This window comes from Streptomyces ambofaciens ATCC 23877 (assembly GCF_001267885.1).
Taxonomy (GTDB): Bacteria; Actinomycetota; Actinomycetes; order Streptomycetales; family Streptomycetaceae; genus Streptomyces; species Streptomyces ambofaciens.
Genome location: NZ_CP012382.1, coordinates 622,400 through 634,044 on the forward strand (window position 1 = coordinate 622,400; position 11,645 = coordinate 634,044).

General features: G+C 70.8%; 10 protein-coding genes. 7 read left to right on the top strand and 3 right to left on the bottom strand.

What is annotated here, in order from left to right:
* Positions 1 to 35 precede the first annotated feature (35 nt).
* The 7 genes from SAM23877_RS02790 (at position 36) to SAM23877_RS02820 (ending at position 8,051) form a co-directional block, all read left to right on the top strand.
* Positions 36 to 890: a glycerophosphodiester phosphodiesterase gene (locus tag SAM23877_RS02790; RefSeq protein WP_244902907.1), complete on the top strand. Its 855-nt coding sequence runs from the start codon at positions 36 to 38 to the stop codon at positions 888 to 890.
* Positions 891 to 1,019: 129 nt separating this feature from the next.
* Positions 1,020 to 2,318 carry an ATP-grasp domain-containing protein gene (locus SAM23877_RS02795; protein ID WP_053126558.1) on the top strand — a complete coding sequence of 433 codons (1,299 nt, stop codon included), beginning with the start codon at positions 1,020 to 1,022 and terminating at the stop codon, positions 2,316 to 2,318.
* A 19-nt stretch (positions 2,319 to 2,337) separates the two neighbouring features.
* The gene (locus SAM23877_RS02800) at positions 2,338 to 4,383 is read left to right on the top strand and encodes a CocE/NonD family hydrolase (protein WP_053126560.1); all 2,046 of its coding nucleotides are present in this window, start codon (positions 2,338 to 2,340) and stop codon (positions 4,381 to 4,383) included.
* Between the two features lie 42 nt (positions 4,384 to 4,425).
* Positions 4,426 to 4,935 (top strand): nucleotide triphosphate diphosphatase NUDT15, encoded by a 510-nt coding sequence (locus SAM23877_RS02805; protein ID WP_053126563.1) that lies wholly within the window; start codon positions 4,426 to 4,428, stop codon positions 4,933 to 4,935.
* A gap of 158 nt (positions 4,936 to 5,093) precedes the next feature.
* On the top strand, positions 5,094 to 5,513 hold the full coding sequence (locus SAM23877_RS02810) for a YciI family protein (protein ID WP_053126565.1): 420 nt from the start codon (positions 5,094 to 5,096) through the stop codon (positions 5,511 to 5,513).
* Positions 5,510 to 6,655: an RNA polymerase sigma factor gene (locus tag SAM23877_RS02815; RefSeq protein ID WP_053126567.1), complete on the top strand. Its 1,146-nt coding sequence runs from the start codon at positions 5,510 to 5,512 to the stop codon at positions 6,653 to 6,655. Before SAM23877_RS02810 ends, SAM23877_RS02815 begins: the two co-directional genes overlap by 4 nt.
* A 199-nt stretch (positions 6,656 to 6,854) precedes the next feature.
* Positions 6,855 to 8,051 carry a glycoside hydrolase family 64 protein gene (locus SAM23877_RS02820; RefSeq protein ID WP_053126568.1) on the top strand — a complete coding sequence of 399 codons (1,197 nt, stop codon included), beginning with the start codon at positions 6,855 to 6,857 and terminating at the stop codon, positions 8,049 to 8,051.
* A 108-nt stretch (positions 8,052 to 8,159) separates the two neighbouring features.
* Here SAM23877_RS02820 and SAM23877_RS02825 read toward each other — a convergent pair whose 3' ends face one another.
* The 3 genes from SAM23877_RS02825 to SAM23877_RS02835 all read right to left on the bottom strand — a co-directional run bounded on the left by SAM23877_RS02825 (position 8,160) and on the right by SAM23877_RS02835 (position 11,636).
* Entirely contained in the window at positions 8,160 to 9,599 is a 1,440-nt protein-coding gene (locus SAM23877_RS02825) for a GH1 family beta-glucosidase (protein WP_053126570.1), read from the bottom strand.
* Between the two features lie 105 nt (positions 9,600 to 9,704).
* Positions 9,705 to 10,628 (bottom strand): carbohydrate ABC transporter permease, encoded by a 924-nt coding sequence (locus SAM23877_RS02830; RefSeq protein WP_053126572.1) that lies wholly within the window; start codon positions 10,626 to 10,628, stop codon positions 9,705 to 9,707.
* A gap of 12 nt (positions 10,629 to 10,640) precedes the next feature.
* On the bottom strand, positions 10,641 to 11,636 hold the full coding sequence (locus SAM23877_RS02835) for a carbohydrate ABC transporter permease (protein WP_053126574.1): 996 nt from the start codon (positions 11,634 to 11,636) through the stop codon (positions 10,641 to 10,643).
* Positions 11,637 to 11,645: the final 9 nt, after the last annotated feature.

An 11,645-nucleotide genomic window follows, 5' to 3' on the forward strand; every position in this document is an offset into this window, starting at 1 on the left:
CTGGTCGCACGACACGGGAGGCTGCAGTGAGACAGGTGGGCAACAGACGTACGGGTCTCGTGGTGGCGGTGCTGGGCGGTCTGGCCCTGGCACTGACCTCGACGACCGTCCACGCCGACGAACACACCACCCCCACACCCGACGCCATCGCACACCGCGGCTCCTCGGGCATGGCCCCCGAGAACACCGCCGCCGCCATCGACCTCGCCGTCCGACAACGCGCCGACCACGTCGAAATCGACGTCCAACGCACCAAAGACGGCAAACTCATCAACTTCCACGACTGCACCATGGAACGCACCACCAACATCGAAGACCGCTACCCCGACCGCCCCCGCTACCGCGTCTCCGACTTCACCTGGAACGAACTACGCACCCTCGACGCCGGATCCTGGTTCCACCCCACCTACACCGGCGAACCCCTCATCACCCTCGACGACGTCATCACCCGCATCAACCACACCCGCACCGGACTCCTCGCCGAACTCAGCCCCTGCACCCACCACACCACCATCGCCACCGACCTCGCCAACCACCTCAAAACCAAACCCCGCTACCTCCAACGCGCCCTCACCCGCAACCAACTCGCCGTCCAGTCCTTCCACACCGACGACGCCCACACCTTCCGCACCCAACTCCCCGACATCCCCATCGGCATCCTCAACGCCCAACGCCCCACCGACACCGAACTCCTCCAGCTCAGCCAATGGGCCGACCAGATCAACCCCCAGCACACCGTCACCGACCAGACCCTCGTCGACCGCATCCACCAACTCGGCATGCACATCAACGTCTGGACCGTCGACGAACCCGGCGCCATCCGCAAAATGACCACCCTCGGCGTCGACGGCATCATCACCGACTACCCCCAGACCCTCACCCAGCACTGAACCGAGCCCTCCCCGCTCTCCTCTCTCCGCCGCCCTCGTGCGCTCCCTCGCCGCGGATCCGGGTCCGGTCCGCGGGGTTGCCCGAAGCATGCGCGGGTACCCCGCCGATCTTCGAGAGAGAGGAGAGCCATGTCCGACGAACACGTGAGGAACGTCTTCGTGGTCGGTCTCGACGAGGCCAACCTTCCGACGCTGAAGGCCGTGCCGGGCGCCGATTCCCTGCGCTTCCACGGTCTTCTGACGGTCGAGGAGCTCCAGGGCGGCGAGGTCTCGCTGCCGGCGGTCATCGAGAAGGCGCAGAAGGTACTGGACGCCTTCGACGGAAGCATCGACGCGATCGTCGGCTACTGGGACTTCCCGGTCAGCACGCTGGTGCCGATCCTCGGAGCGCGCTACGGCACCCGCACCACGAGCCTGGAGTCCGTGGTCAAGTGCGAGCACAAGTACTGGAGCAGGCTCGAGCAGCAGAAGGTCACCGACCGGCACCCGCGCTTCGGCCGGGTCGACCTGGAGGCGGACCCGCCGCGTCCGCCGGACGGCATGCGGTTCCCGATGTGGCTCAAGCCCGCCCTGTCCTACTCCTCGGAGCTCGCCTTCGGGGTCGACGACCAGGAGAAGTTCCGCGCGGCCGTCGCCGAGATACGCGAAGGCGTCTCCCGCATCGGCCGGCCGTTCGAGCACATCCTCGACCAGGTCGACCTCCCGGCGGAGATGGACGGGGTCGGCGGCCAGGTGTGTCTCGCCGAGGAGTCGCTGAAGGGCGTCCAGGTCGCCGTGGAGGGCTACGTCCACCAGGGCGAGGTGACCGTGTACGGCACGCTGGACAGCATCGACTACCCGAACTCGCCGTGCTTCCTGCGCCACCAGTACCCCTCCATGCTGCCCCCGCAGGTCATCGCCCGGCTGCACGACGTCACCGAGCGGGTGATGCGGCAGATCGGCTTCGAATCCGCGACGTTCAGCGTGGAGTACTTCTACGATCCGGGAAGCCAGGACATCAGCCTGCTGGAGATCAACCCGCGTCATTCGCAGTCGCACGCCGAGCTGTTCCAGTACGTGGACGGCGTGCCCAACCACCACTGCATGCTCGCCCTCGCCCTCGGCGAGGACCCGCGGATGCCGCACCGCCAGGGCCCCTACGCGATGGCGGCGAAGTGGTACTACCGGTGGTTCACGGACGGTGTCGTGCGTCATGTCCCGACCCCCGAGGAGGTGTCCCGGATCGAGCGGGAGATACCGGGCGTACGGATCGAGGTCCTGCCCGAACGGGGACAGCGGCTCTCCGAACTCTCCCAGCAGGACAGCTACAGCTACGAACTCGCGCACATCTTCACCGGCGGCGACGACGAGGAGGACCTGCGCAGGAAGTACGACCAGTGCGTCGCCGCCCTGGGCCTCACCTTCGACGAGGCCCCCGGGACGGCGTGAGAGCAAGGAGCGGCCGACCATGCGTCATGTGACCAACCTTCCCTTCACGACGAAGGAAGAGGAACACGTCGTCATCCCCATGTCCGACGGCGTGCGCCTGTCGGCGCGTATCTGGCGCCCGACGTCTTCGGACCAGGAGCCGGTGCCCGCGGTGCTGGAGTACATCCCGTACCGCAAGCGGGACCTCACCGCCGTGCGGGACTCCGTCCACCACCCCTACATCGCCGGGCACGGTTACGCCTGCGTCCGCGTCGACCTGCGCGGCACCGGCGAGTCGGAGGGGGTGCTGCGGGACGAGTACCTCGAACTGGAGCAGAGCGACGCCGAGGAGGTGCTAGCCTGGATCGCCGAACAGCCCTGGTGCGACGGCACCACCGGGATGATGGGCCTCTCCTGGGGCGCGTTCGCCGCCCTCCAGGTGGCGGCGCGCCGGCCACCGAGCCTGAAGGCCATCGTCATCGCCTCCTTCACCGACGACCGGCACGCCGACGACATGCACTACATGGGCGGAGCCATGCTCTCGGACAACCTGGCCGAGGCGGGCACCATGTTCGCCTATGCCACCTGTCCGCCCGATCCGGCCGTGGTCGGCGACCGCTGGCGGGACATGTGGCACGAACGTCTGGAGAACTCCCAGCCCTGGGTCCTGGAGTGGTTGCGCCACCAGCGCCGCGACGACTACTGGCGGCACGCCTCGGTCGCCGAGAACTACCAGGACGTACGCTGCCCGGTACTCGCGTCCAGCGGCTGGGCGGACGGCTACTCCAACGCCGTCACTCGGCTCCTCGCCCACCTGGACGTGCCCCGCAAGGGCCTCATCGGTCCGTGGTCGCACAAGTTCCCGCACCTCGGCGAGCCCGGTCCCGCCATCGGCTACCTCCAGGAGGTGGTCCGCTGGTGGGACCACTGGCTCAAGGGCGTGGACAACGGCGTCATGGACGGCCCGATGCTGCAGACGTGGATGCAGGACAGCGTCCCGCCGTCGACGTCGTACGAGGAGCGGCCGGGCCGCTGGGTGGCCGAACCCTGCTGGCCCTCCCCGCACGTCCATCCGGTCACGCATCCGCTCTCCCGGCACCGGATCGGGGCTCCCGACGAGGCGGGCGACCGGTCGGCGGCGAGCGCGCAGGGCGACGCGTCGACCGTGCGGTCCCCCCTGTCCGTCGGGCAGTTCGCGGGGAAGTGGGCCTCGTACAACGCGCCGCCCGACCTGCCCTACGACCAGCGCGAGGAGGACGGCGGCTCACTCGTCTTCGAGACCGAACCCCTCACCGAGCGGGTGGAGATCCTCGGTTCGCCGACCGTCGACCTCGACCTGTCGGCCGACGCACCGGTCGCCATGGTGGCCGCACGCCTCTCGGACGTCAGCCCCGACGGAGCGGCGACCCGGGTCACCTACGGTCTGCTGAACCTCACCCGGCGCGACAGCGCGGAAGAGCCCGAGCCGCTGGAGCCCGGCCGTCGCTACCGCGCCACCGTGCACCTCAACGGAGTGGCGCAGAGTTTCCCGCCGGGCCACCGCATCCGGCTCTCGCTGTCCACGTCGTACTGGCCGCTCGCCTGGCCGCCGCCCAAGCCGGCGATGCTCAGCGTGTACGACCACTCGAGCACACTGACCCTCCCGGTGCGCCCCCCGGAGCGGGCCGACGACACGCAGGCCACGCCGTTCGGCGACCCGGAGGGCACCTCCCCCGTCGCCACCACCACGCTGACGCCTCCGGAGGAACGCTGGGACGTCAAACGCGACCTGGTCGGCTACAACGCCGAACTGGAGACGGTGAAGGACCGGGGCACGGTCCGCTTCGAGGAGATCGGCCTGGACGTCGGCCGCCGCGCCTACGAACGCTATGCCTCCGTCGCCGACGACTTCACGTCCGTCAGCGGCGAGTCCACCTGGACCATGAGCTTCCGGCGCGACGAGTGGGACGTGCGCGTGGTCACGCACACCCGCCTCACCTGTGACGAGAGCAGCTTCTTCGTCGACGCCACGCTGGACGGCTACGACGGCGGTCGCCGGGTGTTCTCCCACACGTGGAACGAGACGGTGCCACGCGATCTCCTCTGAGGCGCCGGGGCGCGGTTCGCGGCGGTGGTGTGGAATGGCCGGGTGAACTTCCCTGCCTCCGGCGCCGAGCGACCCGAGCGCGCCCGTCCCGCCTCCCACAGTCTCACCGGTGTGGGCCTCGCCGTCCTCGATCCCGCCGGCCGCGTCCTGCTCGGCCTCGGCCACGACGGCCGCTGGGAACTCCCGGGCGGCAAGGTCGACACCGGAGAGGACTTCGAAGCGGCCGCCGCCCGTGAGCTGTGGGAGGAGACCGGCCTCACGGTGCCCGCGGCGGAGGTGAGGGTCCTGGCGGTGCTCGTCGACGGCCTGAACGGACTGACCCGTGTGACGGCCGCGGCCGTCACCGAGCGGGCGACGGGTACGCCCCGGGTCACCGAGCCGGACAAGATCGCGCGCTGGGACTGGTTCGCCCGGCCCGCGGTGCCCGCGGCGCTCTTCCCTCCGTCCGCCTCGGTCCTGGACTGTCTGTGGCCCGAAGCGGTACGGCGAGGAGCCGCCGCGGTACGGCACTACCGGGTGCTCGGCGACCCGTCCGCCCGGCCCGGTCGATGACGGGCTCGGAGCAGGGTTCACCCTGGCGCGGCGGCCGGTGACGAGGGGTCCCGCGCGCCGGAGAAGAATTCCGGCGACGATGTCGAGAACGCGTGGCCGGCTCCGTCCCCGGGGTGAACGCGACCACAATGGGCCGCACAGCACCGAGGAGAGTCACCATGGCCAAGTACCTGATGCTCAAGCACTACCGGGGCGCCCCGGCCGCGGCCAACGACGTCCCCATGGACCGGTGGACGCCGGAGGAGATCTCGGCCCACATCCAGTACATGAACGACTTCGCGGCCCGGCTGGAGAAGACCGGCGAGTTCGTCGACGGGCAGGCGCTCGCCCCCGAGGGAACGTGGGTCCGCTACGACGGCGAGGGCCGGCCGCCGGTCACCGACGGCCCCTTCGCCGAGACGAAGGACCTCATCGCCGGGTGGATGGTGATCGACGTCGACAGCTACGAGCGCGCCGTGGAACTGGCCGGGGAACTGTCGGCGGCCCCCGGGGCCGGTGGGAAGCCGATCCACGAGTGGCTCGAACTGCGCCCGTTCCTGGCGGCGCCGCCCACCATCCCGGAATGCCCGCACGGATGAACGAGGCCCTGCTCCGCAGCCTCACGCCGAGCGTCCTCGGCATCCTCGTCCGCCGCGGAGCCGACTTCACGGCGGCCGAGGACGCCGTGCAGGACGCCCTGCTCGAGGCGGTCCGCGTCTGGCCGGCCGACCCTCCGCGTGATGCGAAGGGCTGGCTGGTCACCGTGGCCTGGCGCCGGTTCCTCGACTCGACCCGCTCGGACGCCGCCCGTCGCCGACGTGAGGACCGCGCCGACGAGGAGCCGGCGCCCGGGTCCGCGCCCGCGGTGGACGACACGCTCCAGCTCTACTTCCTGTGCGCCCACCCGTCGCTGACCCCGTCGTCGGCGGTCGCCCTCACCCTGCGTGCCGTCGGCGGGCTGACCACGCGCCAGATCGCCCGGGCCTATCTGGTGCCCGAGGCGACCATGGCGCAGCGGATCAGCCGGGCCAAGCGCACCGTATCCGGTGTGCGGTTCGACCGGCCCGGTGACGTCGCCACCGTGCTGCGCGTCCTCTACCTGGTGTTCAACGAGGGCTACTCGGGCGATGTCGACCTCGCCGCCGAGGCCATCCGGCTCACCCGGCAGCTGGCGGCCGTCATCGACCACCCCGAGGTGAAGGGGCTGCTGGCCCTGATGCTGCTCCACCACGCGCGGCGCGCCGCCCGCACCGCGCCCGACGGCACTCTCGTGCCGCTCGCCGAGCAGGACCGCGGCCGGTGGGACACCGAGGCGATCGCCGAGGGGGTGGCGATCCTGCAGGCGGCGCTCGCCCGCGACCGGCTCGGCGAGTTCCAGGCCCAGGCCGCCGTCGCGGCGCTCCACGCCGACGCGCCCACCGCCGAGGAGACCGACTGGGTGCAGATCGTCGAGTGGTACGACGAGCTCGTGCGCCTGACCGACAGCCCGGTCGTCCGGCTCAACCGCGCGGTGGCCGTCGGCGAGGCGGACGGCCCGCGCGCCGGACTGGCGGCACTGGCCGCACTGGACGCGTCCCTGCCCCGCCACGCCGCGGTGGCGGCACACCTGCACGAGCGCGACGGGGACCTCGCGACGGCGGCCCGGCTGTACGCCGAGGCGGCACACAAGGCGCCCACCCTCGCCGAGCGCGACCACCTGACGCTCCAGGCCGCGCGGCTCCACTCCCGTCGGCCCCGCTGACGGGTCCGCGCCCGGCCGCTCCCCGGCCGTCGGCGGGGCCGGGAGGCCGGACGGCCGTCCCAGGGGGGCGGGTACGGCCGTCGAGCTCGACGTTCCCTGACCGCAGCATTGACATGGACGCGTCTCGGCGCAACGCTGAGAGCGCTCTCAGAATCGGTACGGACCAATTTCCTCCCCCCACACCGCACGGAGGTGGAGAGTGCTCTCAAGCCTCGGACACCGTCTGCTCGCCGCCGCCACGGCCGCGGGCCTGGCCGGCGCCCTGCTCATGTTCGGCGCCTCACCGCCCGCGGACGCGGCGGTACCCGCGACCATTCCATTGAAGATCACCAACAACTCCAGCCGCGGCGAGCCCGTCCACCTCTACACGCTGGGCACCTCGCTGACGACGGGACAGCAGGGCTGGGCCGACGCGAACGGCACGTTCCACGCCTGGCCCGCCGGCGGCAATCCCCCCACCCCCGCACCGGACGCGTCCATCCCCGGGCCGGCCGCCGGGCAGACCAAGACGATCCGGATACCGAAACTCTCGGGACGGATCTACTTCTCGTACGGCCAGAAGCTCGACTTCCGGCTGACCGCGGGCGGCCTGGTGCAACCGGCCGTGCAGAATCCGAGCGACCCGAACCGCAACACCCTGTTCAACTGGTCCGAGTACACCCTCAACGACTCCGGCCTGTGGCTGAACAGCACCCAGGTCGACATGTTCTCCGCGCCGTACACCGTCGGGGTGCAGCGGGCCGACGGCGGTGTGAGCAGTGCCGGACGGCTCAAGGCGGGCGGCTACAAGGCGGTCTTCGACGCGCTGCGGGCGCAGAGCGGCTGGGGCGGGCTGATCCAGACCCGCTCCGACGGCACCGTACTGCGGGCCCTGTCGCCGCTGTACGGAGTGGAGACGGGAGCACTGCCGGCGTCGGTCATGGACGACTACGTCAACCGGGTCTGGCAGAAGTACGCGTCCGCCACGCTCACCGTCACCCCGTTCGCCGACCGGCCGGGCACCAAGTACTTCGGGCGGGTCTCCGGCGGCGTCATGAACTTCACCAACAGCGCGGGGGCGGTGGTCACGAGCTTCCAGAAGCCCGACGCCTCCAGCGTGTTCGGCTGTCACCGGCTCCTGGACGCACCCAACGACCAGGTACGCGGCCCGATCTCCCGCACGCTGTGTGCCGGCTTCAACCGCTCGACGCTGCTGAGCAACCCGAACCAGCCCGACGCCTCGGCGGCGAACTTCTACCGGGAGTCCACGACCAACCACTATGCCCGTGTCATCCACGACCGGATGGCCGACGGCAAGGCCTACGCCTTCGCGTTCGACGACGTCGGCCACCACGAGTCGCTGGTGCACGACGGCGACCCGGCCCAGGCCCAGCTCACGCTCGATCCGCTCGACTGACCCGGCACCGGACAGGAGTCCGCCCCCGGCCCCCGCTGACGCGGAGCCGGGGGCGGACCCGTGGTGCGGCACCCAGCGGGGCGGCCGTGACGTGCCGCACCGGCCTGGTCAGGCGCCGGGCAGGACGCCGGTGCGGGCGACCTCGGAGTACCAGCGGGCGCTGGCCTTCGGGATGCGGGTGCCGGTCGGGTAGTCCACGTAGACGGTGCCGAAGCGCTTGCTGTAGCCGTGGGCCCACTCGAAGTTGTCCAGCAGCGACCACAGGAAGTAGCCGCGCACGTCCGAGCCGTCCACGATGGCCCGGTGGACGGCCGCCAGGTGGTCCCGCACGTAGGCGATCCTGGCGGGGTCGTTGACCTGGCCCGCGGGGTCGGCGTAGTCGTCGAACGCCGCGCCGTTCTCCGTGATGACCAGCGGCAGCCGCGGGAAGTCGGACGACAGCCGGCGCAGCAGGTCGTACAGGCCGGTGGCGTCGACGGCCCAGCCCATGGCCGTGGTGTCGCCGGGAGGCTGGTGGAAGGCGACCCGGTCGGCCGCCGGCCAGGGGCTGTGGGTGCTCCTGCCGTGTCCGTCGGAGGTGTGGGTGCCGCTGCCGTCGGCCTCGGAGACGACGGTCGGCGTGTAGTAGTTGACGCCGAGGAAGTCCAGCGGCTGGTTGATCCGCCGCAGGTCGGCGTCCTGGACGAAGGACCAGTCGGTCAGCGCCGCGGTGTCCTTGAACAGGTCCTCCGGGTAGGCGCCCTCCAGCATCGGGCCGGTGAAGACCCGGTTGGCCAGCGCGTCGATCCGGCGGACCGCGTCGGCGTCGGCGTCGCTCCCGGTGAGCGGGCGGACCTGGTGGATGTTGAGGGTGACCGAGCACCGGGCGCCGGCGCGGACCCGGTCGCGCAGCGCCTGGACGGCCAGACCGTGCGCGAGGTTGAGGTGGTGAGCGGCGCGCAGGGCGGCGACCGGGTCGGTGCGGCCGGGGGCGTGCACACCGGAGCCGTAGCCGAGGAAGGCGCTGCACCAGGGCTCGTTGAGGGTGGTCCAGGTCTTGACCCGGTCGCCGAGGGCGTCCGCGGCGAGGGCCGCGTACTCGGCGAACCGCTCGGCGGTGGCGCGTTCGGGCCAGCCACCCGCGTCCTCGAGTTCCTGCGGCAGGTCCCAGTGGTAGAGGGTGGCGACGGGCTGGATGCCCTTGTCCAGCAGGTCGTCGACGAGGCGCCGGTAGAAGTCCAGCCCCTTCTGCACGGCCGGGCCGCGGCCGGTGGGCTGGATGCGGGGCCAGGCGAGGGAGAACCGGTAGGCCTCCAGGCCGAGTTCGGCCATGAGGGCGACGTCCTCGCGCCAGCGGTGGTAGTGGTCGGTGGCGATGTCACCGGTGTCGCCGTTGCGGACCCGGCCCGGAGTGCGGGCGTAGGTGTCCCAGATGGACGGCGTGCGGCCGTCCTCGGCGGCGGCGCCCTCGATCTGGTACGAGGCGGTCGCGGAACCCCAGAGGAAGCCCTTGGGGAAGGTACGGGCGGCGTCCGGGGCGGACGCGGTCTGCTCTGCTGCGGTGACCACGTAAGTCCTTTCGAGGTGGGGGTGTGCGCGAGCGCGCGAAGGCCGGGAGAGACGGGGAGGCGACGCGGGCCCGGCGGCTCGGTGCCGGGCCCGCAGGACGGCGGATCAACCCTTGACGGCGCCCGCCATGATGCCGCTGACGATCTGACGGCCGAAGACGATGAACATCAACAGCAGCGGCAGCGTGCCGAGCAGCGCGCCCGCCATGATGAGCGACTGGTCGCGGACGTATCCTGCGCTGAGCTGGGTGAGGGCGACGGGGACCGTCGGGTTGGTCATGTCGAGCACCACGAACGGCCAGAAGAAGTCGTTCCACGCGTGCACAAAGGTGATCATGAACAGCACCGCCATCGCGGGCCGTGCCACGGGCAGCACGATGCTCCAGAAGATCCTCAGCGAGTGCGCCCCGTCCACGCGGCCGGCCTCGACGAGTTCGTCCGGCAGCGCCTCGGACAGGTACTGGCGCATGAAGAAGACACCGACGGCGCTCACCAGCGTGGGGAAGATGACGGCGGGCAGCTGCTGCGACCAGCCGAGCTCGGACATCATCATGAACAGCGGTACGACGCCGAGCTGCGGCGGCACCATCATGGTGCCGATCACCAGCATCAGCAGGGCGTTGCGGCCCTTGAACCGCAGTTTGGCGAAGGCGAACCCGGCCAGCGTCGCGAACATCACCGTGGACAGGGCGATCACCCCGGCCACGATCAGGCTGTTGACCATGGCCTTGCCCATCGCCGCCTCGTCCCAGGCCCGGGCGAGGTTGCTGAACAGGTTCGGGCCGGGCAGGAAGGGCGGCGGTGTCTGGCTCACCCGTGTGTTGTCGGTGGAGGCGGCGACCATCGTCCAGTACAGCGGGAAGATCGACAGCAGCGCCATGACGGCGAGCAGGACGTAGGCGAGCGGACCGGCGTGGTGCTGGCGTCCGGCACGCTGGCGCAGCAGCCGGCGGCCACCGCGGCCGGCCGGCTTCTCGGTGGGGGTACGGTCCGGGGCGTCCGTCCGGACCGGGAGGCTGTGGGTGGTCATGGCGACTCCAGGTCAGGACGTACGGGAACGCAGGCGCTTGATCAGGCGCTGCACGACGAAGACGAGGACGAGGAGCATGAACATCGCCCAGGCGACGGTCGCCGAGCGGCCCATCTGGTAGTTCTTCCAGCCCTCCTCGTACAGCAGCAGGCCCAGCGTCTGGTACTGGTTGTCCGCGCCGCCCGTGACGCCGTTGGGCCCCTGGCCGAAGATGAGCGGCTCACCGAACAGCTGGGTGGCACCGATCGTGGAGAGCACGATGGTGAAGACGATCGTGGAGCGGATGCCGGGGATGGTCACGTGGGTGAACTGCTGCCACCGGGAGGCCCCGTCGAGGGAGGCCGCCTCGTACCGGTCGGCGGGGATGGCCTGCATGGCAGCCAGGTAGAGCAGGGCGTTGTAGCCGGTCCAGCGCCAGATGACGATGGTGGAGATCGCCACCTGGGCGGGCCACTTGTCGGCCTCCCAGTTCACCGGGTCGATGCCGACCGTGCCGAGCGCCCAGTTGATCATGCCGAAGTCGCGTTCGAAGATCATGGTGAACACGAGGGCGGCGGCGGCCACCGACGTGGCGTACGGGACCAGCGACGCGACGCGGAAGAACAGTGAGGCGCGCATCCGGTAGTTGAGCAGGTGCGCCAGACCGAGCGCCATCATCAGCTGCGGCACGGTGGAGATGACGCCGATGGTGAGGGTGTTCTGCAGCGCGTTCCAGAAGCGCGAGTCGCCCCACAGTTCGACGTAGTTGTCGAACGCCACCCACTCCATCACGTCGAGGGTGGCCAGTTCCACGTCGTGCAGGGAGATCCACGACGTGTAGACGAGCGGGTAGAAACTGAACGCGGCGAAGACGACGAAGAACGGCGCGACGAAGGCGTACGGGGCGCCCTTGACGTCCAGCCGGTGCAGCAGTGCGCCGCGCGGCCGGGCGGTGCCCTCGCCGCCTGTCCTGCCGGGCCCGCCGGGCGGCTCCTCGCCGGCCAGGGCCTTGGTGGTGGAGGTGGCCACCGGACTTCC

Excerpts from the sequence above, each read along its gene's own strand:
- SAM23877_RS02795 (WP_053126558.1), top strand. The coding sequence starts at position 1,020 with ATGTCCGACGAACACGTGAGGAACGTCTTCGTGGTCGGTCTCGACGAG.
- SAM23877_RS02800 (WP_053126560.1), top strand. The coding sequence starts at position 2,338 with ATGCGTCATGTGACCAACCTTCCCTTCACGACGAAGGAAGAGGAACAC.
- SAM23877_RS02810 (WP_053126565.1), top strand. The coding sequence starts at position 5,094 with ATGGCCAAGTACCTGATGCTCAAGCACTACCGGGGCGCCCCGGCCGCG.
- SAM23877_RS02815 (WP_053126567.1), top strand. The coding sequence starts at position 5,510 with ATGAACGAGGCCCTGCTCCGCAGCCTCACGCCGAGCGTCCTCGGCATC.
- SAM23877_RS02830 (WP_053126572.1), bottom strand. The coding sequence starts at position 10,628 with ATGACCACCCACAGCCTCCCGGTCCGGACGGACGCCCCGGACCGTACC.